General features: G+C 65.1%; 30 protein-coding genes and 1 pseudogene. 24 read left to right on the top strand and 7 right to left on the bottom strand.

Annotated elements, in window-relative coordinates; translation table 11 throughout:
* Position 1: 1 nt before the first annotated feature.
* Both GZ64_RS0115310 and GZ64_RS0115305 read left to right on the top strand, forming a co-directional pair.
* The gene (locus tag GZ64_RS0115310) at positions 2 to 1,375 is read left to right on the top strand and encodes an FAD-dependent oxidoreductase (RefSeq protein ID WP_029258219.1); all 1,374 of its coding nucleotides are present in this window, start codon (positions 2 to 4) and stop codon (positions 1,373 to 1,375) included.
* 71 nt (positions 1,376 to 1,446) lie between these two features.
* The gene (locus GZ64_RS0115305; RefSeq protein WP_029258218.1) at positions 1,447 to 2,454 is read left to right on the top strand and encodes an alpha/beta hydrolase; all 1,008 of its coding nucleotides are present in this window, start codon (positions 1,447 to 1,449) and stop codon (positions 2,452 to 2,454) included.
* Between the two features lie 6 nt (positions 2,455 to 2,460).
* Here GZ64_RS0115305 and GZ64_RS0115300 read toward each other — a convergent pair whose 3' ends face one another.
* Positions 2,461 to 3,093: a GntR family transcriptional regulator gene (locus GZ64_RS0115300; protein ID WP_021201136.1), complete on the bottom strand. Its 633-nt coding sequence runs from the start codon at positions 3,091 to 3,093 to the stop codon at positions 2,461 to 2,463.
* A gap of 650 nt (positions 3,094 to 3,743) precedes the next feature.
* Here GZ64_RS0115300 and GZ64_RS0115295 point away from each other — a divergent pair.
* Positions 3,744 to 4,238 (top strand): hypothetical protein, encoded by a 495-nt coding sequence (locus GZ64_RS0115295; RefSeq protein ID WP_136025441.1) that lies wholly within the window; start codon positions 3,744 to 3,746, stop codon positions 4,236 to 4,238.
* A gap of 13 nt (positions 4,239 to 4,251) precedes the next feature.
* Here the strand turns inward: GZ64_RS0115295 and GZ64_RS20230 are convergent, their stop codons facing one another.
* A complete protein-coding gene (locus GZ64_RS20230; RefSeq protein WP_231479910.1) occupies positions 4,252 to 4,992 on the bottom strand; it encodes a tyrosine-type recombinase/integrase in 741 nt (246 codons plus the stop codon).
* 51 nt (positions 4,993 to 5,043) lie between these two features.
* Positions 5,044 to 5,424 (bottom strand): annotated as a pseudogene (locus GZ64_RS20325) (hypothetical protein); the annotation flags it as partial.
* Between the two features lie 55 nt (positions 5,425 to 5,479).
* Between GZ64_RS20325 and GZ64_RS19210 the strand changes: the two are divergent.
* From GZ64_RS19210 to GZ64_RS0115275, 3 genes are all read left to right on the top strand, one after another.
* Positions 5,480 to 5,971 carry a hypothetical protein gene (locus GZ64_RS19210; RefSeq protein WP_051668086.1) on the top strand — a complete coding sequence of 164 codons (492 nt, stop codon included), beginning with the start codon at positions 5,480 to 5,482 and terminating at the stop codon, positions 5,969 to 5,971.
* Positions 5,972 to 6,010: 39 nt separating this feature from the next.
* A complete protein-coding gene (locus GZ64_RS19890; RefSeq protein WP_156040321.1) occupies positions 6,011 to 6,157 on the top strand; it encodes a hypothetical protein in 147 nt (48 codons plus the stop codon).
* Between the two features lie 80 nt (positions 6,158 to 6,237).
* Complete coding sequence (locus GZ64_RS0115275; RefSeq protein WP_029267403.1) at positions 6,238 to 6,480, top strand: hypothetical protein; 243 nt, start codon at positions 6,238 to 6,240, stop codon at positions 6,478 to 6,480.
* Positions 6,481 to 6,519: 39 nt separating this feature from the next.
* Here GZ64_RS0115275 and GZ64_RS0115270 read toward each other — a convergent pair whose 3' ends face one another.
* On the bottom strand, positions 6,520 to 7,011 hold the full coding sequence (locus GZ64_RS0115270; RefSeq protein WP_029267401.1) for a hypothetical protein: 492 nt from the start codon (positions 7,009 to 7,011) through the stop codon (positions 6,520 to 6,522).
* A 501-nt stretch (positions 7,012 to 7,512) separates the two neighbouring features.
* On the opposite strand from GZ64_RS0115270, the gene GZ64_RS0115260 reads away from it, so the two are divergent.
* Positions 7,513 to 8,400, top strand: coding sequence for a hypothetical protein (locus GZ64_RS0115260; RefSeq protein ID WP_029267398.1), 888 nt, complete (start codon positions 7,513 to 7,515; stop codon positions 8,398 to 8,400).
* Between the two features lie 111 nt (positions 8,401 to 8,511).
* Here the strand turns inward: GZ64_RS0115260 and GZ64_RS0115255 are convergent, their stop codons facing one another.
* Positions 8,512 to 9,045 carry a hypothetical protein gene (locus tag GZ64_RS0115255; RefSeq protein WP_029267396.1) on the bottom strand — a complete coding sequence of 178 codons (534 nt, stop codon included), beginning with the start codon at positions 9,043 to 9,045 and terminating at the stop codon, positions 8,512 to 8,514.
* Here GZ64_RS0115255 and GZ64_RS19205 point away from each other — a divergent pair.
* Positions 9,032 to 9,394, top strand: a complete 363-nt coding sequence (locus tag GZ64_RS19205) for a tyrosine-type recombinase/integrase (protein WP_231479909.1) — start codon at positions 9,032 to 9,034, stop codon at positions 9,392 to 9,394. The two genes, GZ64_RS0115255 and GZ64_RS19205, sit on opposite strands and share 14 nt — an antisense overlap.
* A 402-nt stretch (positions 9,395 to 9,796) precedes the next feature.
* On the opposite strand, the gene GZ64_RS0115245 is transcribed toward GZ64_RS19205, so the two are convergent.
* The gene (locus GZ64_RS0115245) at positions 9,797 to 10,285 is read right to left on the bottom strand and encodes a YajQ family cyclic di-GMP-binding protein (RefSeq protein ID WP_017829222.1); all 489 of its coding nucleotides are present in this window, start codon (positions 10,283 to 10,285) and stop codon (positions 9,797 to 9,799) included.
* A 13-nt stretch (positions 10,286 to 10,298) separates the two neighbouring features.
* A complete protein-coding gene (locus GZ64_RS0115240; protein WP_029267391.1) occupies positions 10,299 to 10,730 on the bottom strand; it encodes a hypothetical protein in 432 nt (143 codons plus the stop codon).
* Positions 10,731 to 10,915: 185 nt separating this feature from the next.
* On the opposite strand from GZ64_RS0115240, the gene GZ64_RS0115235 reads away from it, so the two are divergent.
* From GZ64_RS0115235 to rplC, 16 genes are all read left to right on the top strand, one after another.
* The gene (locus GZ64_RS0115235; RefSeq protein WP_029267389.1) at positions 10,916 to 12,124 is read left to right on the top strand and encodes a sugar ABC transporter substrate-binding protein; all 1,209 of its coding nucleotides are present in this window, start codon (positions 10,916 to 10,918) and stop codon (positions 12,122 to 12,124) included.
* Between the two features lie 69 nt (positions 12,125 to 12,193).
* A complete protein-coding gene (locus GZ64_RS0115230) occupies positions 12,194 to 13,798 on the top strand; it encodes an ABC transporter permease subunit (protein WP_029267387.1) in 1,605 nt (534 codons plus the stop codon).
* Between the two features lies 1 nt (position 13,799).
* The gene (locus GZ64_RS0115225) at positions 13,800 to 14,738 is read left to right on the top strand and encodes a sugar ABC transporter permease (RefSeq protein WP_029267386.1); all 939 of its coding nucleotides are present in this window, start codon (positions 13,800 to 13,802) and stop codon (positions 14,736 to 14,738) included.
* A gap of 82 nt (positions 14,739 to 14,820) precedes the next feature.
* Positions 14,821 to 15,147, top strand: a complete 327-nt coding sequence (locus tag GZ64_RS0115220; protein WP_029267385.1) for a PadR family transcriptional regulator — start codon at positions 14,821 to 14,823, stop codon at positions 15,145 to 15,147.
* Positions 15,144 to 15,806, top strand: coding sequence for an HAAS signaling domain-containing protein (locus GZ64_RS0115215; protein ID WP_029267384.1), 663 nt, complete (start codon positions 15,144 to 15,146; stop codon positions 15,804 to 15,806). The genes GZ64_RS0115220 and GZ64_RS0115215 overlap by 4 nt, the downstream gene beginning before the upstream one ends.
* A 70-nt stretch (positions 15,807 to 15,876) precedes the next feature.
* Positions 15,877 to 16,029, top strand: coding sequence for a hypothetical protein (locus GZ64_RS20070; RefSeq protein WP_168441077.1), 153 nt, complete (start codon positions 15,877 to 15,879; stop codon positions 16,027 to 16,029).
* Positions 16,030 to 16,144: 115 nt separating this feature from the next.
* Positions 16,145 to 17,176 (top strand): hypothetical protein, encoded by a 1,032-nt coding sequence (locus GZ64_RS0115205; protein ID WP_029267383.1) that lies wholly within the window; start codon positions 16,145 to 16,147, stop codon positions 17,174 to 17,176.
* 68 nt (positions 17,177 to 17,244) lie between these two features.
* Entirely contained in the window at positions 17,245 to 17,676 is a 432-nt protein-coding gene (locus tag GZ64_RS0115200; protein ID WP_029267381.1) for a hypothetical protein, read from the top strand.
* 81 nt (positions 17,677 to 17,757) lie between these two features.
* Entirely contained in the window at positions 17,758 to 18,405 is a 648-nt protein-coding gene (locus GZ64_RS0115195) for a hypothetical protein (RefSeq protein ID WP_029258210.1), read from the top strand.
* Between the two features lie 232 nt (positions 18,406 to 18,637).
* Positions 18,638 to 19,006 carry a 30S ribosomal protein S12 gene (gene rpsL, locus GZ64_RS0115190; RefSeq protein ID WP_017201609.1) on the top strand — a complete coding sequence of 123 codons (369 nt, stop codon included), beginning with the start codon at positions 18,638 to 18,640 and terminating at the stop codon, positions 19,004 to 19,006.
* A gap of 5 nt (positions 19,007 to 19,011) precedes the next feature.
* Positions 19,012 to 19,482, top strand: coding sequence for a 30S ribosomal protein S7 (gene rpsG / locus GZ64_RS0115185; RefSeq protein ID WP_017201608.1), 471 nt, complete (start codon positions 19,012 to 19,014; stop codon positions 19,480 to 19,482).
* An 87-nt stretch (positions 19,483 to 19,569) separates the two neighbouring features.
* Positions 19,570 to 21,684 (top strand): elongation factor G, encoded by a 2,115-nt coding sequence (gene fusA / locus GZ64_RS0115180; RefSeq protein ID WP_021201125.1) that lies wholly within the window; start codon positions 19,570 to 19,572, stop codon positions 21,682 to 21,684.
* A gap of 150 nt (positions 21,685 to 21,834) precedes the next feature.
* Positions 21,835 to 23,025 (top strand): elongation factor Tu, encoded by a 1,191-nt coding sequence (gene tuf, locus GZ64_RS0115175; RefSeq protein ID WP_017829210.1) that lies wholly within the window; start codon positions 21,835 to 21,837, stop codon positions 23,023 to 23,025.
* 183 nt (positions 23,026 to 23,208) lie between these two features.
* Positions 23,209 to 23,421 (top strand): hypothetical protein, encoded by a 213-nt coding sequence (locus tag GZ64_RS0115170; RefSeq protein ID WP_021201124.1) that lies wholly within the window; start codon positions 23,209 to 23,211, stop codon positions 23,419 to 23,421.
* 845 nt (positions 23,422 to 24,266) lie between these two features.
* Complete coding sequence (gene rpsJ / locus GZ64_RS0115165) at positions 24,267 to 24,575, top strand: 30S ribosomal protein S10 (protein WP_017201594.1); 309 nt, start codon at positions 24,267 to 24,269, stop codon at positions 24,573 to 24,575.
* 8 nt (positions 24,576 to 24,583) lie between these two features.
* A complete protein-coding gene (gene rplC / locus GZ64_RS0115160) occupies positions 24,584 to 25,243 on the top strand; it encodes a 50S ribosomal protein L3 (protein ID WP_021201123.1) in 660 nt (219 codons plus the stop codon).
* The last annotated feature ends 1 nt before the right edge of the window (position 25,244 follow it).

Raw genomic sequence — 25,244 nt, 5'->3', positions numbered from 1 at the left:
CATGACCAAGCTCAGACTGGCCATCGTCGGTGCGGGCCCCGCCGGCATCTACGCGGCAGACATCCTGCTGAAGGCGGAGCGCAAGTTCGACGTCTCGATCGACCTCTTCGAACAACTCCCCGCGCCGTACGGACTGGTGCGCTACGGCGTCGCCCCTGACCACCCCCGCATCAAGGGCATCATCACCGCCCTTCGCGACGTGCTGGACCGCGGTGACATCCGCCTGTTCGGCAACGTCCGCTTCGGCGAGGACATCACCCTTGAAGACCTCAAGAAGCACTACAACGCGGTGATCTTCGCGACCGGTGCGATCCGTGACACCTCGCTCGACATCCCCGGCATCGATGCTGTCGCCTCGTACGGGGCGGCGGACTACGTCAGCTGGTTCGACGGCCACCCCGACGTGCCGCGTGAATGGCCGCTCGACGCCGCTTCCGTCGGCGTGCTCGGCAACGGCAACGTCGCGCTCGACGTGGCCCGCATGCTGGCCAAGCACGCGGAGGACCTGCTCGTCACCGAGGTGCCGGCCAACGTCTACGAGGGCCTCAAGGCCAGCGAGATCACGGATGTGCACGTGTTCGGTCGGCGGGGGCCGGCGCAGGTCAAGTTCACCCCGCTCGAACTGCGCGAGCTCGGCGAGCTGCGCGACGTCGACATGGTCGTCTACGACGAGGACTTCGACTACGACGATGCCGCCAAAGACGCCGTCGCCAGCAACAAGCAGGTCATGGTCATCGATCGCATCCTGCAGTCGTGGCGCAAACGGGATTCGGTCAACAACGCCGGAGGCACGGCATCGCGCCGTCTGCATCTGCACTTCTGGGCGAAGCCGGTCGAGGTCCGCAAGGACGAGAACGGTCGCGTCGCGGCTCTCGTGTACGAGCGCACCCGGCCCGACGGCCAGGGTGGCGCGGTCGGCACCGGCGAGTTGCGCGAGGTGCCCCTGCAGGCTCTCTACCGTGCCATCGGCTACTTCGGATCCCCACTTCCCGGCGTTCCGTTCGACAAGAAGCACGGGGTGATCCCGAACCGCGAGGGCCAGGTCCTCGCGAAGGACTCGAACGACCGCGTGCCCGGCATCTACGCGACCGGATGGATCAAGCGCGGCCCGGTCGGGCTGATCGGGCACACGAAGTCCGATGCGATGGAGACCGTGCGCCACATCATCAACGATCAGGGTTCCTGGTGGCACCCGGAGGACCCCTCGGAGGAGGCGATCGTCGAACTCCTGCAGGAGCGCGGTGTGCGCTGGACCGACCTCGATGGCTGGCACCGCCTCGACGAGCACGAGATCGCTCTCGGCGCCCCGGAGGAGCGCGCCCGCGTGAAGGTGGTCCCGCGCGACGAGATGGTCCGCGTCTCGCGCGGCGAATAGCGCGGTCGCGGTCGGCCTTCCCCCGAGCGGTCGCGCTCTCGGCTAGCCTGGCGACGACGGGGGAGGAACGCATGGCCGAGTGGATCCCTGATGTCCTGGGCGACGAGTTCGAGCAGCTGACACTCGATCTCGGCACGGACGATCAGGGCCCCGTGGTGGCGACTCTGGTGCGTGCGCTGCCGAAGAGGCCCGGTCTGTGGGCGCGGGCGAGCGGCAATCGTCCGCCTCTCGACGGAGTCGATGTGCTGTACGTGCACGGCTGGTCCGACTACTTCTTCCAGAAGCGGCTCGCTCGATTCTGGACGTCTCGGGGGGCCCGCTTCTTCGCCCTCGACCTGCGCAAGTACGGTCGCAGCCTCCGCGACGGGCAGACCCCGGGCTACATCGCCGACCTCGCCATCTACGACGAGGACATCGGGGCGGCGCTGGATGCGATGGGTCGAGGTGAGGGCGGCCTCGAATCCGATCGACGACTCGTTCTTCTCGGGCATTCCACGGGCGGCCTGACGTTGAGCCTGTGGGCTTCCCGGCATCCGGGCGCGGCCGACGCGGTGATCCTCAACAGCCCCTGGCTGGAATTCCAGTTCGCGCCGGCGAGGGCCGCGATCGCGCCGATGGTCGAGCTGCAGGCGCGTATCCGGCCGATGGAGGCCGCACCGCAGATCGACCTCGGCTTCTACACCCGCGCGCAGCAGGAGGTCGCCGATCCGGACGACCCGATGGAGGTCAACCCGGTGTGGCGTCCCGCGCAGACCATGGCGGTGTACGCGGGGTGGCTGCACGCCGTGCTCTCCGGGCACAAGACGGTGGCCGCGGGGCTGTCGATCACCGCACCGGTATGTGTATTGCTCTCGGCACGATTCGTGCCGCCGACGCGCTGGTCGAACGATCTCACCTCCGCCGACTCGGTGCTGGTGGTCGACGACATCGCGCGTGCGGCACTCCGCCTCGGTCCCAGCGTGACCGTGGAGCGCATCGACGGAGCGCTCCACGACGTCTTCCTCTCCCGACACGACGCGCGGGAGGACGCCTACCGGCGCTTGGACAGATGGGTCACGGGTTGGCGCGCGGCGCTGTGACGGGGCTCACAGGTAGTACATCGCCCTGACCAGGCGTTCGGCACCATCGCCGTCGGCATCGCGCACGGCGTCGCGGAAATCGTCGTAGACCTGCCCCATCCGCGCCCGATCGGACGCGGGAACCACCCAGTCGCGAAGGTTGCGGAACAGCACCATGCTCGCATCGTCGATCAGTGTGCGATGCTGCTCGTTGCCGCTGTGCGAGCCCAGGTACGAGAACACGGCCCAACGGGCGCCGGAGGTCGTCGCCAGGTCGTCCAACGACGCATTCATCGCGGCGACGAGCGTGATGACATGCTCGCGTTGAGCCGCCGTGAGCCTCGGCACCGCCAGTCGCGCCGCGATTCCGGCCTGATACCCCGCGAACTCGAGCGACTGCGCCATCGTCTCGGGCGTCACCGCCGTGACCTCGGTGTACCGGCTCGGGTACATCGTGACCATTCCCAGTCGCTCCAGGCGCTGGAGCGCCTCTCGAACAGGTGTGCGCGACACATGCAGCTCTTCGGCGACGTCGACATCGCGGATGCGCTCACCCTCTGCCAACGTGCCGTCGATGATCTGCCTTCCGATGTGGTGGAAGACCTCCTCGGCCAAGAGCTGCTTGCTCTCTCCGATGTTCGTCGATCCGATACTCGCCATGGACCTGCCCCCAGTTGTCCTTCTGATCCCGAGCGCCCCATGATTCGCCCGGGAGGGCAACTACATCATGAAGTCGCATCGGATGCCAACAGCCCCACCCGAGTCCGCGAACCGCGTGGGGGCGCGCAGCGTGACTCAGGTGGGCTCTTCTTACTCGCGGTCTCCTTGCTCGCGGTTCCGTGGCCGGCGGATGCAGGGCATCCGCCGGCCACCGAAGACGCGAGCGCATGGAACTGCCGCGGCCTCGTCCCCACGAGGGCAAGCTCGCAATCCCGAGATCGCGTAGCCCTACGACGGCAGTGCGTCATGCGGCGTTCGCGTCATCGGTCGCATTGAGTCGACCACTCCCAGTCTTGGGCACCGCAACCCATATATCGGTATGCAATCCAACAATGACGAGAGAGGGGGCCGAGTGCGCTGCACCCGACCCCCTCCCCGCGACGTGTCGCGGCGCTTACCGGTAGTTGATGAACAGCCCTGAAATGGTTGGTTGCCGATGTCGAGTGCGGTATCCGCTGGAAACCGTGGATCCCGGTCGTTGTGCACGATGGTGGTAGTTGGGCGTGACGGCACCTTGTGCGGACTGTTTGCGGACTAGAAGCAATGAAAGCTATCGGAAACTGAAGGTGTGGGTGCGCTACGTTCTGCTCATGAACGATGATCAGCCCGTCGCCGCGCCCGATGCAGCTTCCGAGACCGTTCCGCTGGTGGGGCGGCCGAACCTAGCTCGCTGGCTGGTCCCTGTGGCGATGGGCACGATTGGGATCGTGCTCGGCGTTGCAGGCACGCTCGTCGCTCAGGCGATTCTTAGTGGCAGCGCCTCAGGCGCCCCGGAGCAAAATCTCCGGCTCAGTGAGGCCTATTCTTCATGTGGTTCGCCGGCAGGCGCAACGATCGCTGACGAGAACCGCACCCTCACTATTGACGTTAAGGGGAAGGACGACTCATACGGCGCGTCGTACGAAGATCAGGCATGCATCCTGCGTGGCCTCGACGCTCCCTCGAGCTTGATCTCTCATCTTGAGCAGACAACGTCGATCGATGGACGCCAGACGGAATCCTGGGATGGCATCACGGCTGCATGGTCGTACCACCCCGATCGCGGAAGCGACATGGTCATCACACTTGATGTACCCGACCAGTAGATCGTCGCGGGTGTTAGGCGATTAGGTCTTCAACGCCGGCCATCGCGCGAGAGAGCCGGTCGAGGTGTGCAGGGCTCTTGTAAGAGCGGGTCATCGCTCGTGTGGAGTGCCCCACCAGCTCGACGATCAACTCTTCTGGGACGTCTGCTGCATAGAGAAGATCGACGGCGGCATGTCGGAGATCGTGCAATCTGACGTGGCGCTCTTCGCCGAGAAGTTCGCGCTGGACGGCCGGCCACAGGCGAGTCTCCATGTTCGGGTCAATCGGTCGCCCTTTACGAGTGAAGACGAGTCCCCACGGGTTCAGTTCCATGGTTGCCACGTGGTGTTCCATGAGTTCTCGCAGGGGGCTGATGAGCGGCACCGTCCGCCATCCGGCCTTCGATTTCGGACGTGTGAGGAAGAAGCCCCCGTAGATGTGGCGATAGTCGAAGTCGGGAGGCGCGATCGGACGGCCTGTCTCACCTCTGCGAAGCGTCTGCATCTGCCAACTGATGTCGAGGTGGGTGCTAACACGATCGACCTCGAGGCCGACGACCTCACCACGGCGTGCACCGGTGAGGATGTAGGTCATCCATTTCAGCCCGTCTGGCCTGCTCTTAGATGCTTGGAGGAGGTATCGCACTTCGGCTGTCGTTGGAACGTCGAGGGAGGGGCGGGCGGGTCTCGGTTGCTCGACGAGTCTTACTGGGTTGCGTGTGATCTCTTCTTCGCGGACGGCGACGTCGAAGGCACGCGCGGCGATGGTGTGCACGTTACGGACTGTTGTTGGTGATCTGCCCTCACGGACGGCGTGCTGCATGCGCCGAATATCTGACGCTCTGATGGAGACCAATGGGGTGTCCGCTCCGAGCGCCGGCACGATGTGGGTGTTCACAGTGCTTCGATATCCATCCGCGGTTCTCGGCCGGAGCTGCGGGTACACGCACTCAGCGAGCCAGTACGCGAACCACTCGCCCAATGTTGTTCCGCTGCCTGAGGGGTACAAGTCTGGCGTGGGCAGATCCGTCCCAACGCGGGCCTGTTCGAATGCTCGCAGGTGCGCAACCACTGTTTCGCGATTCTTGGAACGGTAGCTCTTCCGCCTTCGTTTGCCGTTCTCGCTTGGAAGAGGGATGACCACCGTCCAATACCCCCGCTGGTCTCGAAAGATTGTCCCGGTACCCTGCGCTCGCCGCTTCGGCATGCATGGACACTACGAGTGCCGATCTCTTCGCGCTAGCGTGTGATTGGAGGCGACGATGAAGACCTACGAAGTCACTGCGGAGCGCGACGGCAAGTTCTGGTTCATCCAGATCCCCGAGCTCGATGGTGTGACGCAGGCGCTCACCGAGGATGAGATCTCGGTGATGGCGCGCGACTACATCGCTGTGACGCTCAACGTGCCTGCTGACTCATTCGAGATCGCCCTCAACCTCTGGCGATTCGATCCTCTTCCAAATGGAGTGGGCGAGATCATCGACTACCTGGCGATGATGGCGCGGGGGTACGCCAACCGTCTCAAGTGGAACGAGCAGGAGAAGTTGAAGGCCGACCTGATGAATGTGCCGGAGCGGTGGGTCGTGATAACGCCCGAAAAGCTCCGCGCCCGGGCCGTGTGGGCGGGCATGCGGTCCGAAGACGCGGATCTGATCGCTGACTACCTCCGACGCAGGAAGCAAGGTCGACGGCTGATGCCTAAAGCTGGTTATCGCGACTACAGGTTCGGGCATAGCGTCGACAACTTGCGTTGAGCGGTAGCTCCAAGCAGAAGACGACCATAGGCTGACCGAATGGGCAGATTCAGGCTGGTTGGCGGGCCACAGGACGGCGAAATCGTCGAGGAGCTTCCGGAGGGCTATGTCGCGCTCGGGACGGGGTCCATCGTCGCTAGGAGCCCGCGTGAGGAGATACCCGAGACTGCTGAGTACGAAGGCTGAGGTCTTGTTACTCGTCACCTGTCGCGCTGCCGTCGTCCACCGCGTGGCGGATCTACGTAAGGGCGCGGTAGTTTGTCACGATGGCAAACGTCGAGCGAGTTATCTTTGAGGAGATCGATCAACAGTGGCTTGTCACCCTCGTTGATGATGAAGGGGCTACCGTCCCTGGCGAACCCTTTCCTGCTTCGGGGCACGAGAACTACAGCAAACTCGAGCAGGTGCTAGACCGGCTGACCTTGCTTGGTTACAGAGCGCGTCAGATCCCGCATGAGGCGCCTAACCAGCGTCGGTACGTATTCGATGTGAGACCGTTGGATAGGTGAGCGCGACTCCCCGCCGCGTGCATCAGATCTAGTTCTCAGTCAAGGGAGCTTGCGGGGGTCAAACCCGGGCGACGTGCGGGGGACCAGCCAGGGCGGCAGGGGCTCTCCGATAGCGTGCAATCTCCACGCCGAGTTTGGAATGATCGCGATCTCGGGGCGCCAGACGAGCGTGGCGTGCATCGCTGCGGGGATATCGCGCAAGTCAGGAGAGATCCACCGATCGGTGTTCACCAGTCGGACGTATGCGACATCCGGCGCGTCGGCGGCCCACAACGCGGTGGTGCTCACCTTGACATCGCTATTGGCGATCTCACGTGCGCGCGTGAAGTCGCCCCACTCCGCTTCTGACTCCGGAGTGATGAATCCACCACGGGCGATCGCCTCGGCGTTCTCGCCGAACCGTTGCATACCAACGCGAAACGCGTCGAAGAAGAGCGCCGGATGCCAGGCGGGCAGGCTTTCGAACGCGACTGCGGCGTCATCCTCGTCGGTCCAGGATTCGAACTCCTGGCTGTCGCTTGGTTCGGGCATGGGGTCAGGCTACCATAATCGAACATAAATTCGAACGTTTGATATCCTGATCTCGGGCCGGAGAAAGGAGCCGGCGTGGGGAATCCAGGCGCAACATTGTCCGCGTACAGGGACATGCAGTCCAACGCGCGGAACATCCTTGAAGCAGCGAAGCACGGTCCTCTACAGTCACTCACCGACCGCGAGCTTGACGCGCGGGAGCAACCGATGACGGTTTACCCGCGGCCGAAGCGGGTACGGGCCTGGGTACGGTTCGGGCCTGAGGCAGTCCGCGTCGATGCGAAACTCGTTCGCTCGACGCCGCTCGCGGCTGGTATCGAGTTTCGCGCCGACGGGCAAACGTTCCGATGCTGGGTGTGGGGAAACGCTGTGGAGCTGGCGGAGGAGTAGTCGTCGTGGCGGCGCGCCCCGGTGCGGTCCATGTCATCGTCGGCCCCTTTCCTGCGGCTCGCCTAGATCGACATCAGCGGTCAGGTTCGAGCGGCGGCTAGCATCAGGCGCATGACGCTTATCACTTTCGCTTTGACCCCGGAATATGTGGTCATGGCGAGTGACCGAAGGCTCACGACAACCCAGAGGGGCCGGGTGATAGACCAATCAGACCGCGCCACAAAGTCGACGCTCTTGTGGGGCCAGATGCTCATGGGCTACACCGGAGTGGCGATTCTCGACCGCATTCCGATGGAGTTCTGGGCGGCCGAGAGGCTCGCGGGTGTACGGCCGAACGAGGCGCCGGAAGTCTTGGCGAACGCAATGAACGACTACTACTCGAAACACCGGGAGCTTCAGGGGGTGCCTCATCACTTCATGATGGCGGGGTTCGCTTACAACCCAGCGCGGTCGCCCGCCAGTTGGCCCATGGGCGTGGAGGTAGGCAACTGCACTTGGGTGGCCACAGGCGATCGCGTGACGGTGTCACCCGACGTGACCGAATTCACCGCACGGAGAAAGCACGTGGGCAACCAAGGAGTCATCGTGGGAGCGGTGGGAGCGCCGTACTCGCTCAGTGGCCTCAGGCGTTTGCGACGCGAAGTGAAGTTCGCTGCGCGATCTAAGCCCAACGACCCGGCTCTGGTCTTCGAAAAAATGGTGGAGTTCACGAGGACCACTGCAGCCAGCAGTGGAGGGACAGTGGGGGATGCCGTCACCGTATCTTCCCTGCCTCGATCTGTCATTCCTCGACGGATCGAGGGCTGGTCGATACCGCTATCGCCTGAAGGTATGGCCGGCGCCAAATTGGAACCGCATACTCGTACGTACTACCCAGGCGACTCAGCTGAAACCACGCAATGGATGCCCGCCATCGTCTACCCGGACCTGCAGCTTGCCGGGATGGCGTTCGCTGTAGGCTCGACGGCGCCGAATCCACCAGACTTTCCGTCGGGGTAGCGCCCCGCAACCTGGCATCAGGTCGAGAGTCCGCCCTCTGCCTTCGCCTTCTCTCAGTTCGAGTAGTTGGCTCAGTATCAGCACCGCCAGCGTCGCATGGGGAGCGCGATTCTAGGCGGTCGTGTTGTTCACGATGATGCCCCGTGCAGTGAGCGCGGCCAGCAGCGAGGTCAGCACGGCGTTTCCCCCGCGTGAGCCGGTGACGGCAGGTGTGAGGGTGAGGTCGAGGTCGAGGCGTGACGCCGCGTCGTCGGCCAGGTTTCGGGCACCTAGTGAGTTGTCTCGGTAGGTGTTGCCGAACAGCATGACTCGCGTGATGGCTGCGGAGTTCGTCGTCTGGAACCCGTATCGCTGGCTCGTACCTTCGGACGTGTTTCCGATGAAGCGGATTTTGGTCGACGGTAGGAGCGGGTTGATGATGCAGCCTGCATAGCTGCCCAGGTTGCCGACCCCGTTGCTGCGGAACGTGCACCCGATGATGGCGAGGTCGTCGACGCCGGAGCGCACGCGGAATCCGTGCTGGCTGTTCCCCTCGATTGTGACGCCGTGGAACTTGATGCCCTGTGAGATCGCCGTCCAGTCGATGAAGACTCCGGGACCGACGTTGTTTCGGATGACTCCGCCGGTCATCGTGAAGATCGACATGCTGCGAGGTGTCCAGCAGTGGAAGGCTGAGGCGTTCGTGTTCCGCTCCGTCATGGGGCACCTGTACAACCGGAACAGTGCGGGGGAGGAGTGGCGGCGTATACGTGCGGCTGTCGGTTTCGACGATGAGGTGACGCTACACACGTTCCGTCATACGTTCGCGTCCAACCTGATCGCTTCCGGCTGCGATGTCGTGACGGTGCAGCGGGCGCTGGGGCACTCTCAGCCGTCAATCACACTCAACGTCTACAGCCACTTGTGGCCGTCAGCAGAGGACAAGACGCGCTCCGCTACGGCAGACTTCATGGCTGCGGTTCTCTTGGCAAAGGCCCAGTCCGCGATACGCTGAGCGGGCGTCCTATCGGTCTGCGCGAGCCGGAAACCTCTGTTCCATGCATTGGCGCACGCTGGCCAATGAGATAGGAGGTGTGGCGATGAGTGATTCGAAGAAGCCGACAGGCCCAAAACGAAGAACTCCCACCTGGCTACGTTTTGCGATTGAGGCCGCGATCGTAGTGGTGAGAGTTCTTACTCTGTTCCAAAACCTCATGTAGGTGTCGGTTGCTACCGAGGGTCATCCAGTTACCGCTGGGTGGCCCTCCACCTGTTTGTGGGTGGTGTGTGAGGTCTTTACAGACTACACCCGTTCTTTAAAGGTTGCCTAGAGAGTCTCTGTCCCACTATCGCTCACTACGGGTAGTGCGGACTCAGAGCGGACTCCGAGCCAAAAATCCCAGGTCAGAGCGGGTGCTTACCGGTAGTTGATGAACTGCAGATCGAGATCGAGGTCGGCACCCTTGAGCAGTGCGATGACCGACTGCAGGTCGTCCCGGCTCTTGGACTGCACGCGCAGCTCGTCGCCCTGGATCTGGCTCTTGACTCCCTTGGGGCCCTCGTCGCGGATGATCTTGTTGATCTTCTTCGCGTTCTCGGAGGAGATGCCGTCCTTGAGCGTTGAGACGATGCGGAACTCCTTGCCGCTGGCGAACGGATCGCCCGACTCGAGGCTCTTCAGGGAGATGCCCCGCTTGATGAGCTTGGACTGGAACACGTCGAGCACGGCCTTGGCCCGCTCCTCGGTGTTCGCGATGATGAGGATGCTCTCGCCGCTCCAGGCGATCGACGCACCGGTGCCCTTGAAGTCGTAGCGCTGCTCGATCTCCTTGCGGGCCTGGTTCAGGGCGTTCTCCGCCTCCTGGTGGTCGACCTTCGAGACGATGTCAAATGAACTGTCAGCCATGGTTTCATCCTACTCAGGGGCTCAGCGCGTACACATTGTCGGAGATCCGGGTGGCTCCGTCCGGGGTGGGGTAGTCGTCCGGAACGGTCACGAAATGGCCGGCGGGGCCGCTCATCTCGACGGGGCCGCCTTCGCTGCCGCACCCCATGATCCCTGCGGTCTCGTCCCGGTAGGCGAGTATGCAGACAGAGCCCTGATCCAGCCCGCGCAACAGCCAGAGCGAGCTGCCGGAATGCTCGCCGACGTACCGCGCGGACGAAAGGTCGGCGATGTCTGCGGGGTCCTGCTCGATGAACGCGTCCGGAAGGGCATCTGCGCCTTCGGCTTCACGGTCCAGAACGGCGTAGCCGGTGGCGAACGCGGTGCACCCGCTGAGGACAGCAGCGGAGAACGCCAGGACGATCCCTGCCGTCATCCGCGCGATGCGAAGCGAACCATCAGCCATGTCGGCAGTCTACGGGGTGACCTCTTCTCCGCAGGTGGAAGCGTTTTCACACCTGACGGCCACCCTTCTCTCGGTCACGGGTTGATATCGACGCCCACTCTCATTGCAAACAGCGTCGATTTCGATGCATACTGTAAGCGCTTGCAGTCCTTGCAGGTGATCAGCACTGAGAGAGGCACACACCAATGAAGGTGAACAAGAGGGGCATCGTCGCCGCGGGCGCGATCGCCATCGTTTCGACTCTGACGCTTGCCGGCTGCTCCACGGGGACCAGCAGCGACGACACCTCGGGCTCCGACGACAGCGGAAAGCTGGTCGTCTGGGTCGATGCCGAGCGCGTCGATGCACTGCAGGGCGCGGCAGACGCCTACCAGGAGAAGACCGGCGTCAAGGTCGAGCTCACGGGCAAGTCGGTCGACGACATGAAGGACGACTTCATCCAGCAGGTCCCTACCGGCAAGGGCCCCGACATCGTCATGGGCGCGCACGACTGGCTGGGCGAGCTCTCCACGAACGGAGTGGTCGCGCCGATCGAGCTGGGTGACAGCTCCGAGGACTACCTCCCCGTCGCCCTGCAGGCCGCCACCTACGATGGCACCGTCTACATGCTTCCGTACGCCGTCGAGAACATCGCGGTCCTGCGCAACGCCGATCTCGTTCCCGCCGCCGCGACCAGCTTCGACGACATGGTCTCGAAGGGCACGTTCGTCGTGGAGCAGGGGACCGAGGGCAACCCGTACCACCTGTATCCGTTCCAGACCGCTTTCGGGGCCCCGGTGTTCGGCACCGATGACACCGGCAGCTACGACTCCACCGACCTCCAGCTGGGCAGTGCGGGCGGCTTCGCCTTCGCCGACTGGCTGGGCGCACAGGGCGCAGCGGGCGTGCTGAACACCGACGTCGACGGCGAGATCGCCAAGCAGCAGTTCCTCGACGGCACCGCGGCCTTCTGGCTGACCGGTCCGTGGAACGTGGGCGCGGCCACCGACGCGGGCATCAACGTCGCGATCGACCCGATCCCGAGCCCGACCGGTGAGACCGCCTCGCCGTTCGCCGGCGTCAAGGGCTTCTTCGTGAGCTCCGAGTCGAAGAACAAGGTCGCGGCCAACGACTTCCTCGTCAACTACATCGGCACCGAAGACGTGCAGCTCGAGCTGTTCAAGGCCGGCAACATCCTGCCCGCCCTGACCGCCGCAGCCGACACCGCCGCCGCCGATCCGATCATCGCCGGATTCCAGGCCGTCGGCGCCGACGCCGTCCCGATGCCCGCCATCCCGGCCATGGGCGCGGTCTGGCAGTACTGGGGCGTGGCCGAGGCCGCGATCATCAACGGCGAGGACCCGACGACGACGTGGCAGAAGCTCGTCGACGACGTGACCGCCGCGATCAAGTAACAGCCAGAACACTGACTCTGCCGGGGTGGGCGTCTTCGTCCGCCCCGGCAGGATCATGACGAGGACGACATGACAGACACCGACGAGCGCACAGCGCCTCCGACCAGACGCCAGCGCCAGGCCGCGAAGATCGCGGAGGCCGCATCCGGACCCATCGGCTGGATGCTGCTGAAGATCCTCCTGCTGGCGGTGGTCGACGCGATCGCGCTGTATGCGGCCTTCGTGCTCTTCGCCCATCAGGAATGGGTGATCCTCGGCGTCGTCGTCGTGGTCGCCGTCCTCGTCAACTACATCTACTTCTCCCGCAAGCGCATCGCGGCGAAGTACCTCACGCCGGGCATCATCTTCCTGGTCGTGTTCCAGGTCTTCACCCTGCTCTACACCGGGTACATCGGGTTCACGAACTACGGCACGGGTCACAACGGGACCAAGGACCAGGCGATCTCCTCGCTCCTCGCCTCGGCCCAGGAGCGGGTCGAGGATTCGCCGACCTACCCCGTCACGGTGGTCGAGCAGTTCGGCACCTACGGGCTGCTCGCGACCGATCCGGAGTCCGGCGACGCGCTGCTCGGCACCGCGGAGCAGCCCCTGGAAGAGGTCGACGCCCGGTTCGAGGGCGGGAAGGCCGTCGCGGTCGACGGCTGGACCACGCTCCCGCTCGCGACCGTCTTCACCCTCTCCGAAGAGCTGGAGAAGCTCTCGGTCCCCTTCAGCGATGATCCGAACGACGGCAGCCTGCGGGCTCCCGACGGGCAGAAGGGCTATCTGTACGTCTCGACGCTCGAATACGACGAGGCCGCGGACACCATCACCGACACCACCACCGGCACCGTGTACGCGGACACCGGTGACGGAGCCTTCACGGCCGAAGGCGGAGAGCAGCTCCTCCCCGGATGGCAGACGACGGTCGGGTTCGACAACTTCGTTCGCGCGGTGACCGACTCGTCGATCCGCGGGCCGCTCATCTCGGTCACGCTGTGGACCTTCGCGTTCGCGCTGATCTCTGTCGCGACGACGTTCTTCCTCGGACTCCTGCTCGCGCTCGTCTTCAACAACACCCGCATGCGATTCCGCAACGGATACCGGATCATCCTCATCCTCCCGTACGCGTTCCCCGCGTTCCTCTCCGCGCTGGTCTGGGCCGGGATGATGAACGAGAGCTTCGGCTTCATCAACCAGGTGATCTTCGGCGGGGCCGCGATCCCGTGGCTCACCGACCCGGTGCTCGCGAAGGTGTCTGTGCTGCTGGTGAACCTGTGGCTCGGCTTCCCGTACATGTTCCTCGTCTGCATGGGCGCCCTGCAGGGCATCCCCGAGGATGTGAACGAAGCCGCGGTGATGGACGGCGCGAACCCGTGGCAGGTCTTCCGGCGGATCAAGCTGCCGCTGCTGCTGGTCACCGTCGCGCCGCTGCTGATCTCGTCGTTCGCGTTCAACTTCAACAACTTCAACCTGATCTACATGCTCACCAATGGCGGTCCGCGCTTCAGCGACGTGTCGATCCCCGTCGGGCACACCGACATCCTGATCTCGATGGTCTACAAGGTCGCCTTCACGGGGCAGACGCGCGACTACGGTCTGGCGTCGGCCTTCACGATCCTGATCTTCATCGTGGTGGCCACGATCTCGATCATCAGCTTCCGCAAGACCAAGGCCCTCGAGGAGCTGAACTGACATGAGCACCCACAGCCCCACCGCCGGGCGGTCCGCCGCCACTCGCTCGACCGACGACCTGCAGAGCCTCGCTCCGCGGCGCCGCAGCTTCGGCGCGTGGTTCGCCGACACCGGATGGCGACACCTCGTCGCGATCGTCGTGAGCGCCTTCGCCCTGTTCCCGCTGCTCTACGTCGTCTCCGCTTCGCTGAACCCGAAGGGGACGCTGACGGGCTCGAACCAGCTCTTCTCCGCGATCGGTATCGACAGCTACGTGCGCATCCTGAGCGACCCGCAGAACCCGTACGGCACCTGGTTCCTCAACACGCTGCTGATCGCCGTCGTCACCGGCGCGGTCACCGTCTTCATCGGCGCCTGCGCCGCATATGCCTTCTCGCGCATGCGGTTCGCCGGGCGACGGGTCGGTCTCGTCACGATCGTCGTCGTGCAGATGTTCCCGCAGCTGCTCGCCGTGGTCGCGATCTTCCTGCTCATGTCGACGCTGGGGGACTGGTTCCCCGCCATCGGTCTCAACACGCACACCGGGCTGATCCTGGTATACCTCGGTGGAGCGCTCGGCGTGAACACCTACCTGATGTACGGCTTCTTCAACACCATTCCGAAGGAGATCGACGAGGCGGCCCGGATCGACGGCGCCGGTCATGCGCGCATCTTCTTCACGATCATCCTGCGTCTGGTCGCCCCCATCCTCGCAGTGGTCGGCCTGCTGTCGTTCATCGGCACCGTGAACGAGTACGTGATCGCGAGTGTCATGCTCGTCGACGTGGATCAGCAGACGCTGGTCGTCGGACTCACCAAGCTCGTCGCCAACCCGCGCTATGCGGATTGGTCAGCATTCTCCGCCGGCGCCGTGATGGCCGCGATCCCGGTGATGATCCTGTTCCTCTTCCTGCAGAAGTACATCGTGGGCGGGCTGACCGCCGGAGCGACGAAGGGCTGAGCGCGCCGGCGGCTGCCGTTGCGGCGCGGGCCGACGCGGCCCCGAGCGCCGCTCACTTGTCTTGCATGCTACCTTGTCATGCATGACAGGCGATGTCGGTGCCCAGATGCGCAAAGGAGTGGTCGAGTACTGCGTGCTCGGCCTGCTCGCGCGGGAGCCGATGTACGGCTGGCAGTTGGCGGATGCGCTCACAGGCGCGGGATTGATCGCCAGCATCGGCACGCTGTATCCGCTGCTCGGGCGGCTCAGGGACAACGGCTGGGTCACGACGTTCGACCTGCCCTCCGAGAGCGGTCCGGTGCGAAAGTACTACCGGCTCACCGAGACCGGTATCGACCAGCTCGAGCGCTTCCGTGCGCAATGGACACCGTTCGCCCGTGTGGTTACGGGCATCGTCGGAGAGGGATGACCATGGCAGGGCTCACCGCAGACACCCTTCGCGAGGACTACCTCGCCCGGCTCGACGAGGCGATGCGCGGACTGCCGCACGGCGTCGCGACCGACATCCGCGCAGGCATCCTCGAAGAGCTCCAGGGGCTCGACGCCGATGCGACGGCCGCACGGATCGCCCGCCTCGGCGATCCGGTCGCGATCGCCCGCGAGGCGCAGGCCGAGCTGCCGACTGGTGACCCCGCCCCTGTCGCGGCACCGGCGCCCCGACCGTCGGATCCTCGCCCCGCACCGACCTCCACGCGGGGGTTCGCGATCGCCGCAGCTCTGACGCTGAGCTTCGGGGGGATCGTCGTTCCGGTCGTGGGATGGTTCGTCGGTGCCGTGCTCGTGAGCCTGAGCTCGATGTGGAAGACGGGGGAGAAGGTCGTCGCCGTCGTGGTGCCGTTCGTGGTGGGCGGCCTGTCGATCATCCTCATCTCGACGATGGTCACCGTCGCCGCGTGGGAGTCGAGCGACAGCACCTCGGGCACGGGAAACCCGCCGCCCGTGAACAATCCCCTGCTCCCCGCCTGGTACGACATGATCTGGGTCGGCATCATGGGCGTAGGAGTCCTCCTCATCCCCGTCTCCGGTCTCTGGCTGCTCTGGCGTCTGCGCGGTCGAACCGCAGGCTGAGCCGTGCGGCGGAGCCGTCGTATCGGCGTTGCGGACGGACTCGTGCCCCCTTCGGTCGTAGCGTGGAACCATGGCACGGGTGGGTGGACGCAACCTCGGGATGAGCTGGTTCGCCGGCATCGTGTGCGTCGGCATCATCGGAGGCCTCGTGTGGCTGTCGCTCCCGATGGTCCCGGTGCTCGCGCAGTTCGCCGGTGATGCACTGCGCAGCGCGCTCCCCTGAATCCGCGTCGCGATGATGTGTCCTCGCGTATGACGACACGTCGGCACGCCTCCGCAAGCGGTCGTTCGCGCGGAGGTACCCTCGCAGTGCACGTATCCGATGAGAGGCGCACCCCATGAGTGACCCCAACGTTCCCCAGCCCGAGAAGCCGGCTGACGTTGACGACGTCGTCGGCAGTGCGAACGAAGGCCTGGACGCCGCTGCGGCTGCGGGTGCTGACGTTCCCGGCAACAACGACGGCGTGAACGACGGCATCGATCAGAAGCCCGTCGCAGCGCCGGTCGACCCCGACCTCGCCGCTTTCGAGGAGGCCGAGCGTGATCACCCCGGTACGTTCGCCTCCCCGCCGCCGGCCGTGACGCCTGCTCCGGTCGCTCCGTCGCGCGACTACGCCCACGAGGTCAGGGCTCAGGCCGACGCCGAGACCACCTCGTTCTACCCCGAGCCCGTCGTGGGCGAGCCCGTCCCGTTCGGCCACGAGCAGTCGGGGATGGCCGGTGCGGCGTACGCCCAGTACGGCGATGAGGTCGAGACGCGCGTCGTCCCGTCGGAGCCGCTCGTCGCCGCTGCCGCCGCACAGCCGCAGCCCATCTTCGTCCAGGCGCCCGAACCGCCCCGTGACCGCGGCAACCGCGGCACCGCGGGAGCCATCGGACTCCTGGCGACACTCGTCTTCGCGGTGCTCTACCTGGGGGCTGCGCTCGGACTCGGTGCCATCGCCGGAGATGTGACCGGCGAGAACATCGGCCAGACCGCGATCGCACCCCTGATGACATGGGGGTTCTGGACGCCCGTCGTCGTGTTCTTCCTCGGATTCTGGCTGCTGGGTGCGGTCATCAACCGTGGACGCTGGGGCCTCTGGGTCGTCTTCGGCCTCATCGTCGGCGTCATCGCGTATGGGGGCCACATCCTCGGGCAGCTCTTCGAAGCTCCGTTCTGGAAGCTCAGCGCCAGCCAGGGACTCGACCTCGTCGGGGAGCAGATGCTCGCCCCGCTCGCGATCGCGGCCTTCGTGTTCGCCCGCGAGCTGACCATCTGGTTCGGTGCCTGGGTCGCCCGAAGCGGTGCTCGCAAGACCGAGCTGAATGCCGAGGCGCAGCGCGAGTACGAGCGCACGCTCGAGGCCGGCCCGACGCTGTCGAGGTAATCACGAACTCCACCACGCCGAACCCCCGGGGACCCGAGTCCGCGGGGGTTTCGGCCATCCTGGCGGTGGTGCTCGCCACCATCAGCTTCTTCGCGCTCGCGGTGTTCGGGCTCGGCGCCGTGAGCATCGCCACCGACACGGACATCATCGCGGTCCCCGATCTCGGCCAGACCCCTGGCGTGGTCGGCATGATCGCGGCTGTCGTCTCGTTCGCGCTCATGCTGTGGTCCACTCTGCGCCGACCGCATCCGTCGTATGTCGCCACGATCGCGATCGCGCTGGTCGCCGGCCTCGTCCATCTGATCGCGGTATGGGTCGCCGTCCTCGTCGGCGCCGGGAGCATCGTGCTCGCGACAGCGGTCGCCGGCGGTCTCGTGCGAGGCGGCGCGAGCGTCGTCCTCGTGCTGGCGGGCCTGATCGCCGGATGGGGTGGGATCGCGCTGCGTCGCACGCGCGCCGAGCATCCGCGTTGGCCGTGGGAGCGCGACGAAGAGGAATGACGTCCGAGCGATCCTCCCTCCGCGCCCCGCCGGGACCGGGAAATCGCGACGGTGACGGGCGACGCGCCGTACTCTGGTGGGGTGGAGCGCTCGTTGGAGACGCAGGTGGACCAGGCCGTGGAGGCATGGTTGCGCTGGGTGCCGCGCTGGGAGCCGGCAACCCATCGTGGTCGCGTCGCGCCATGCCGCCGGTGCCTCGGATCGCCGATCCTCTCCGCAGCCGGTATCGGTGCCAACGTGCCGCACGGCGTGCAGCACGGCCTCTCGACGCGTATCAAGACCATCGTCGATCACGCCGTCGCGGAGTACACGGCGCGGAATCTGCCGATGCTGCAGCGCGAGCTGGATCAGCAGGCTGCACGGAACCGCGCCCGCAGCTACCGCCCGGCCGAGGACCTCGATCCCGAGTTCGACGGGCTGCCCCTCGATCCGGATCCGGTGCCCGGAGCACCGTTCCTGTTCACGATCGCGGGGCTCGCAGACGAATCCGCCGCCGCGCTGCCCGCACTGCCCCCGCTCACGGAGGAGGCGAAGATCGCCCTCCGTCAGGAGGTCGCCCTCGCCGACGAGTACGCCAACATGGTCGGCCGCGAGATCTGCGGGATCCTGTTGCGTCATCGCATACACATCCAGGCCGCGATCTCTCAGCACGTCGAACCGCAGATCGAGGCACTGCTGGCTGAGCTGACCGAATCGCTGGACTCGCCGTTCGATCCCGATCTGCCCTGATCCTGCACTCGGGCCGCGCGGCCGGAGTTGCGCTCATTTGACCGCTACGTTACGCGGCATTACACTTGATCAGGTGTGTGCACGCCTCCGCGTGTGCGCTGGGCGCCGGCACCATGCCGGTCCGCCCCCACGGCATACCCATCACACCAAAAGCTCGTCGGTTCCGGCGTGCCGGTGGGTCATGATGTGAAACCCATCACGCTGTCACCGTGCAGCACTATGAGGAGAGAACGTGCCAACCATTCAGCAGTTGGTTCGCAAGGGTCGCTCGCCCAAGGTCACCAAGACCAAGGCGCCGGCGCTCAAGTCGAACCCGCAGCAGGCCGGGGTCTGCACCCGCGTCTACACCACCACCCCGAAGAAGCCGAACTCGGCGATGCGCAAGGTCGCTCGTGTGAAGCTCCGCAACGGCACCGAGGTCACCGCGTACATCCCCGGTGAGGGTCACAACCTGCAGGAGCACTCGCTCGTGCTCGTGCGTGGCGGTCGTGTCAAGGACCTCCCCGGTGTGCGTTACAAGATCGTCCGTGGCGCCCTGGACACCCAGGCAGTCAAGAACCGTAAGCAGGCTCGTTCCCGCTACGGCGCGAAGAAGGGTTGAGTTAGATGCCTCGTAAGGGACCCGCCCCGAAGCGCCCCGTCGTCAACGACCCGGTATACGGCGCACCGATCGTCACCTCGCTGGTGAACAAGATCCTCGTCGACGGCAAGAAGTCGCTGGCCGAGTCGATCGTCTACGGCGCCCTCCGCGGCGTCGAGGCGAAGAACGGTCAGGACGCCGTCGCCACGCTGAAGAAGGCGCTCGACAACGTGCGCCCGACCCTCGAGGTCCGCAGCCGCCGCGTCGGTGGCTCGACCTACCAGGTGCCGGTCGAGGTCAAGCCTCACCGCGCCAACACGCTCGCTCTGCGCTGGCTCGTGAGCTACGCGAAGGGCCGTCGTGAGAAGACGATGACCGAGCGTCTGCAGAACGAGATCCTCGACGCATCCAACGGCCTGGGTGCCGCGGTCAAGCGCCGCGAGGACACGCACAAGATGGCCGAGTCGAACCGCGCGTTCGCTCACTACCGCTGGTAAACAGCTTCGCCCGCCCCTCGGCCACTCGCCGCGGGGCGGGCACCCCCTCTTCGCAGTACGACTGCTCGAAAAGATAAGGACACTCCTGTGGCACAAGACGTGCTCACGGACCTGAGCAAGGTCCGCAACATCGGCATCATGGCGCACATCGATGCCGGCAAGACCACGACGACCGAGCGCATCCTGTTCTACACGGGCGTCAACCACAAGCTCGGTGAGACGCACGATGGCGCTTCGACCACCGACTGGATGGAGCAGGAGAAGGAGCGCGGCATCACGATCACGTCTGCCGCCGTGACCTGCTACTGGAACAAGAACCAGATCAACATCATCGACACCCCCGGCCACGTGGACTTCACGGTCGAGGTGGAGCGCTCGCTCCGCGTGCTCGACGGTGCGGTGGCCGTGTTCGACGGCAAGGAGGGCGTCGAGCCCCAGTCCGAGACCGTCTGGCGTCAGGCCGACAAGTACAACGTCCCGCGCATCTGCTTCGTCAACAAGATGGACAAGCTCGGCGCCGACTTCTACTTCACTGTCGACACCATCATCAACCGCCTCGGCGCCAAGCCGCTCGTGATCCAGCTGCCCATCGGCGCGGAGAGCGACTTCATCGGCGTCGTCGACCTGATCGAGATGCGTGCACTGGTCTGGGCCGGAGACGCCAAGGGTGATGTCACCATGGGCGCCTCCTACGAGATCCAGGAGATCCCGGAGGACCTCAAGGAGAAGGCAGCGGAGTACCGCCAGCAGCTCCTCGAGACCGTCGCCGAGACCGACGACGCGCTGCTCGAGAAGTTCTTCGGTGGCGAGGAGCTCACGGTCGCCGAGATCAAGGGCGCGATCCGCAAGCTGACCGTCGCCAGCGAGATCTACCCGGTGCTCTGCGGTTCCGCGTTCAAGAACCGTGGCGTCCAGCCGATGCTCGATGCGGTCGTCGACTACCTCCCGAACCCGCTCGACGTGGGCTCGATCGAGGCGCACGACCCGAAGGACTACGACACGATCATCGAGCGTCACCCCGACGCCAATGACCCGTTCGCCGCCCTCGCGTTCAAGGTCGCCGTGCACCCGTTCTTCGGTCGCCTCACCTACGTGCGCGTCTACTCGGGTCACCTGGACTCCGGTTCTGCGGTCGTCAACTCGACCAAGAACAAGAAGGAGCGCATCGGGAAGATCTTCCAGATGCACGCCAACAAGGAGATCCCGGTTCCCTCGGTCACCGCCGGAAACATCTACGCGGTCATCGGCCTCAAGGACACCACCACGGGTGACACCCTCACCGACCCGACGGCTCCGGTCGTCCTCGAGTCGATGACGTTCCCCGAGCCCGTCATCGAGGTCGCGATCGAGCCGAAGACCAAGGCCGACCAGGAGAAGCTGGGTGTCGCCATCCAGAAGCTCGCTGAAGAGGACCCGACCTTCCGCACCGAGCTCAACCCCGAGACCGGTCAGACGACCATCAAGGGCATGGGCGAGCTGCACCTCGACATCCTCGTGGACCGCATGAAGCGCGAGTTCAACGTCGAGGCCAACGTCGGCAAGCCGCAGGTGGCGTACCGCGAGACGATCCGCAAGACCGTCGAGAAGCACGACTACACGCACAAGAAGCAGACCGGTGGTTCTGGACAGTTCGCAAAGATCCAGTTCACCATCGAGCCGCTCGACCTCGACTCCGAGAAGACCTACGAGTTCGTGAACGCCGTCACCGGTGGTCGCATCCCTCGTGAGTACATCGGCTCGATCGACGCCGGTTTCCAGGACGCGATGAACGTCGGCGTGCTCGCGGGCTACCCGATGGTCGGCGTCAAGGCGACTATCGTCGATGGTGCAGCGCACGACGTCGACTCTTCGGAGATGGCGTTCAAGATCGCGGGCTCCATGGGCTTCAAGGAGGCCGCTCGTCGCGCCAACCCCGTGCTGCTCGAGCCGCTGATGGCCGTCGAGGTCCGTACTCCCGAGGAGTACATGGGCGACGTCATCGGCGACCTGAACTCGCGTCGTGGCCAGATCCAGTCGATGGAAGACGCCGCAGGCGTCAAGGTCGTCCGCGCTCAGGTCCCGCTGTCCGAGATGTTCGGCTACATCGGCGACCTGCGCTCGAAGACCTCGGGCCGCGCCGTCTACTCGATGGAGTTCCACAGCTACGCTGAGGTTCCCCGCGCAGTGGCCGACGAGATCGTCCAGAAGACCAAGGGCGAGTAATCGTCCTTCTGGGAGCCGGGCCCCGGTCCGGCTCCCAGGACACCTACAACTTCACATTCCCTCTCTACTAAACTGAGAACCTAACCCGTAGAGAACCGGTCGCAAACCAGTGCCCGGTCACCTCTACAACGACGTCCTGAGGAGGACCCAGTGGCTAAGGCCAAGTTCGAGCGGACCAAGCCGCACGTCAACATCGGAACGATCGGTCACGTCGACCACGGCAAGACCACGCTCTCCGCAGCGATCTCGAAGGTGCTTGCTGACAAGTACCCGTCCGACACCAACGTGCAGCGTGACTTCGCTTCCATCGACTCGGCGCCGGAAGAGCGCCAGCGTGGTATCACCATCAACATCTCGCACATCGAGTACGAGACCCCGAAGCGCCACTACGCGCACGTTGACGCTCCCGGCCACGCCGACTACGTCAAGAACATGATCACCGGTGCGGCTCAGATGGACGGCGCGATCCTCGTGGTCGCCGCCACCGACGGCCCCATGGCTCAGACGCGTGAGCACGTGCTGCTCGCCAAGCAGGTCGGCGTTCCGTACCTGCTGGTCGCGCTGAACAAGTCCGACATGGTCGACGACGAGGAGATCCTGGAGCTCGTCGAGCTCGAGGTCCGCGAGCTGCTCGCCGGCCAGGGCTTCGACGAGGACGCTCCTGTCGTCCGCGTCTCCGCTCTCAAGGCCCTCGAGGGCGACGAGAAGTGGACCCAGGCGATCCTGGACCTGATGCAGGCTGTCGACGACAGCGTTCCGGACCCGGAGCGTGACCGTGACAAGCCGTTCCTGATGCCCGTCGAGGACGTCTTCACGATCACCGGTCGTGGAACCGTCGTCACGGGTCGCGCCGAGCGTGGCACGCTGGCCATCAACTCCGAGGTCGAGATCGTCGGACTCCGTCCGACCGTCAAGACCACGGTCACGGGTATCGAGATGTTCCACAAGCAGCTCGACGAGGCCTGGGCCGGCGAGAACTGTGGTCTGCTGCTCCGCGGCACCAAGCGTGAGGACGTCGAGCGCGGTCAGGTCATCGTCAAGCCGGGTTCGGTCACGCCGCACACCGACTTCGAGGGCACCGCGTACATCCTGTCCAAGGACGAGGGTGGCCGTCACAACCCGTTCTACACGAACTACCGCCCGCAGTTCTACTTCCGCACCACCGACGTCACCGGCGTCATCTCGCTGCCCGAGGGCACCGAGATGGTCATGCCCGGCGACACCACCGACATGACGGTCGAGCTGATCCAGCCGATCGCCATGGAGGAGGGCCTCGGCTTCGCCATCCGTGAGGGTGGACGCACCGTCGGCGCCGGTACGGTCACGAAGATCATCAAGTAAGCATCTGCTTCCTCGCAAAGGGGTCGGACCTTCGGGTCCGGCCCCTTTGTCGTCGATGCCGCCCTGTGGGGCGCGTTGCTGTCGTCGACCCGGGACGCGAGGGTTCCGTTTGCCGGGGTGGACATGCACAATGAGTGTGGTCGGCTCGATCGGTCGGCGGCACACCTTCAGAAGGGGAATCACATGGGCATCGAAGACGCCGTGAACAAGGGCAAGGATCTGTACGAGCAGAACAAGGACAAGATCGCCGAGGCCGTCAAGAGCGAGCAGGCCGAGGACATCAGCGACAAGGTGCTCGACGGCGTCGCGGACTTCGCCAAGAAGATCGCCCCCGGTGCCGCGGACAAGATCGATGAGATCCGCGACGGCGCTGACAAGGCCGTCGGCAACGAGTAAGAAAGACCGCAAGCCCCGAGCGGCGATCCACCACCTGTGGGTCGCCGCTCGTGCGTGCTGGAGGGGCAACGTCCGTGCCGGAATGTCGTCGGATGTGGCGCATTCACGGTTGTATCCAGTAGGATCGTCTCGACCGCCTGGGGATCTTGCGGTCGGGGGAGCCGAAGGGGTTCGGTTTCCCGAAGCACGCGGAGTTCCGCGTACAAACTGGGGATATGCGATCTTGGGGATCATCGTGCGACGCGCGCACTCATTGCGCCTGAGCGTCACCCCGCCTGCGCGGCGGGTCTTCCGCCGCGCCCTCGGTCGAGGAGTTCGGCGTCCCTTCACGCCGGGCTACTCGCGTTCGGTGTGCCCCCTCGCACTGAACGCCCTCCCCAAGCGGGGCGAGGCATGGGGATGCCTCGCCCCGCTATCTCCCGCACTCTGACCTGTTCACGCACCGTCTGGGTCGCGTTCGTGGGACCGCGACACGCCCGGGTTTGCACAAGTGAAATCAGCCGTGGCAGAATAGACAGGTTCGATATTCCGTCGCCGCTGTGCGTGCGTCGGATCACTGCCAGGGCAGTGCATAGACGGCGCCTCCTCCGGGACGGTGCAGGGTTCTAGGCCGCGGGTAGCAGAACACACCCCGACACCCTTCTTCACGAAGGCTTCCGCCGTGCGCGGCGGAAGGTCGGCATCCGGTCGCCTCACGGCTTCCGGCTGACAGAAGAACAGTGGTGCAGCAGATCGACTCGCGAGGGTCGTTCTCGTGCCGAGGCGCGAACAGCGCCGACGTGCGTCCAATGCCCCAGGGCCACCCGGTCCCGGTCGGTAAGACGCTTAAAGAGAGAGAGCAGACAATGGCGGGACAGAAGATCCGCATTCGCCTGAAGTCGTATGACCACGAGGTCATCGACACGTCCGCACGCAAGATCGTCGACACCGTGACCCGTGCGGGCGCAACCGTCGTCGGCCCCGTGCCCCTTCCGACCGAGAAGAACGTCGTGTGCGTCATCCGGTCGCCGCACAAGTACAAGGACAGCCGCGAGCACTTCGAGATGCGCACCCACAAGCGTCTGATCGACATCGTCGACCCGACGCCCAAGGCCGTCGACTCGCTGATGCGTCTCGACCTGCCGGCCGATGTCAACATCGAGATCAAGCTCTGAGGTTCGACATGGCTGACATCAACTCCAAGGTTTCCAAGGGCATGCTGGGCACGAAGCTCGGCATGACCCAGGTGTGGAACGAGAGCGGCAAGCTCGTTCCCGTCACCGTCATCGAGCTGGCACCCAACGTGGTCACCCAGGTCCGCACGCCCGAGAAGGACGGCTACAACGCCGTGCAGATCGCGTACGGCCAGATCGACCCCCGCAAGGTCAACAAGCCGCTCTCCGCTCACTTCGAGGCAGCCGGCGTCACGCCGCGTCGTCACGTCACCGAGATCCGCACCGCGGACGCCGGCGACTACAACCTGGGCCAGGAGCTCACGGTCGACGGCACCTTCGAAGCGGGCCAGCTCGTCGACGTCGTCGGCACGAGCAAGGGCAAGGGCTTCGCCGGTGTCATGAAGCGTCACAACTTCAAGGGCGTCTCGGCTTCGCACGGTTCGCACCGCAACCACCGCAAGCCCGGCTCGATCGGCGCATCGTCGACCCCGAGCCGCGTCTTCAAGGGCATGCGCATGGCCGGCCGTATGGGTGGCGAGCGCGTGACCGTCCTCAACCTCACGGTGCACTCCATCGACATCGAGAAGGGACTCATGCTCGTCAAGGGCGCAGTCCCCGGTGCTCGTGGCCGCATCGTCTATGTCCGCAACGCAGTGAAGGGTGCCTGAT

The organism is Microbacterium sp. Cr-K32 (assembly GCF_000708345.1).
GTDB lineage: Bacteria > Actinomycetota > Actinomycetes > Actinomycetales > Microbacteriaceae > Microbacterium > Microbacterium maritypicum_A.
Note: the sequence above shows the minus strand (reverse complement) of the source record. Positions and strands in the feature narration are given on the sequence as shown.

What these genes read in the sequence shown, in the direction of transcription:
- GZ64_RS0115215 (WP_029267384.1), top strand. Translation starts at nt 15,144, where the DNA reads ATGACCATGGCAGGGCTCACCGCAGACACCCTTCGCGAGGACTACCTC.
- GZ64_RS0115230 (WP_029267387.1), top strand. Translation starts at nt 12,194, where the DNA reads ATGACAGACACCGACGAGCGCACAGCGCCTCCGACCAGACGCCAGCGC.
- GZ64_RS0115310 (WP_029258219.1), top strand. Translation starts at nt 2, where the DNA reads ATGACCAAGCTCAGACTGGCCATCGTCGGTGCGGGCCCCGCCGGCATC.
- GZ64_RS0115240 (WP_029267391.1), bottom strand. Translation starts at nt 10,730, where the DNA reads ATGGCTGATGGTTCGCTTCGCATCGCGCGGATGACGGCAGGGATCGTC.
- GZ64_RS0115270 (WP_029267401.1), bottom strand. Translation starts at nt 7,011, where the DNA reads ATGCCCGAACCAAGCGACAGCCAGGAGTTCGAATCCTGGACCGACGAG.
- GZ64_RS0115300 (WP_021201136.1), bottom strand. Translation starts at nt 3,093, where the DNA reads ATGGCGAGTATCGGATCGACGAACATCGGAGAGAGCAAGCAGCTCTTG.
- GZ64_RS0115205 (WP_029267383.1), top strand. Translation starts at nt 16,145, where the DNA reads ATGAGTGACCCCAACGTTCCCCAGCCCGAGAAGCCGGCTGACGTTGAC.
- rpsJ (WP_017201594.1), top strand. Translation starts at nt 24,267, where the DNA reads ATGGCGGGACAGAAGATCCGCATTCGCCTGAAGTCGTATGACCACGAG.
- GZ64_RS0115260 (WP_029267398.1), top strand. Translation starts at nt 7,513, where the DNA reads ATGACGCTTATCACTTTCGCTTTGACCCCGGAATATGTGGTCATGGCG.
- rplC (WP_021201123.1), top strand. Translation starts at nt 24,584, where the DNA reads ATGGCTGACATCAACTCCAAGGTTTCCAAGGGCATGCTGGGCACGAAG.
- GZ64_RS0115275 (WP_029267403.1), top strand. Translation starts at nt 6,238, where the DNA reads ATGGCAAACGTCGAGCGAGTTATCTTTGAGGAGATCGATCAACAGTGG.
- GZ64_RS0115220 (WP_029267385.1), top strand. Translation starts at nt 14,821, where the DNA reads ATGACAGGCGATGTCGGTGCCCAGATGCGCAAAGGAGTGGTCGAGTAC.
- GZ64_RS0115170 (WP_021201124.1), top strand. Translation starts at nt 23,209, where the DNA reads ATGGGCATCGAAGACGCCGTGAACAAGGGCAAGGATCTGTACGAGCAG.
- GZ64_RS0115255 (WP_029267396.1), bottom strand. Translation starts at nt 9,045, where the DNA reads ATGTCGATCTTCACGATGACCGGCGGAGTCATCCGAAACAACGTCGGT.
- GZ64_RS20070 (WP_168441077.1), top strand. Translation starts at nt 15,877, where the DNA reads ATGGCACGGGTGGGTGGACGCAACCTCGGGATGAGCTGGTTCGCCGGC.
- GZ64_RS0115245 (WP_017829222.1), bottom strand. Translation starts at nt 10,285, where the DNA reads ATGGCTGACAGTTCATTTGACATCGTCTCGAAGGTCGACCACCAGGAG.
- GZ64_RS19890 (WP_156040321.1), top strand. Translation starts at nt 6,011, where the DNA reads ATGGGCAGATTCAGGCTGGTTGGCGGGCCACAGGACGGCGAAATCGTC.
- GZ64_RS19210 (WP_051668086.1), top strand. Translation starts at nt 5,480, where the DNA reads ATGAAGACCTACGAAGTCACTGCGGAGCGCGACGGCAAGTTCTGGTTC.
- rpsG (WP_017201608.1), top strand. Translation starts at nt 19,012, where the DNA reads ATGCCTCGTAAGGGACCCGCCCCGAAGCGCCCCGTCGTCAACGACCCG.
- GZ64_RS0115305 (WP_029258218.1), top strand. Translation starts at nt 1,447, where the DNA reads ATGGCCGAGTGGATCCCTGATGTCCTGGGCGACGAGTTCGAGCAGCTG.
- GZ64_RS0115295 (WP_136025441.1), top strand. Translation starts at nt 3,744, where the DNA reads ATGAACGATGATCAGCCCGTCGCCGCGCCCGATGCAGCTTCCGAGACC.
- GZ64_RS0115235 (WP_029267389.1), top strand. Translation starts at nt 10,916, where the DNA reads ATGAAGGTGAACAAGAGGGGCATCGTCGCCGCGGGCGCGATCGCCATC.
- GZ64_RS0115225 (WP_029267386.1), top strand. Translation starts at nt 13,800, where the DNA reads ATGAGCACCCACAGCCCCACCGCCGGGCGGTCCGCCGCCACTCGCTCG.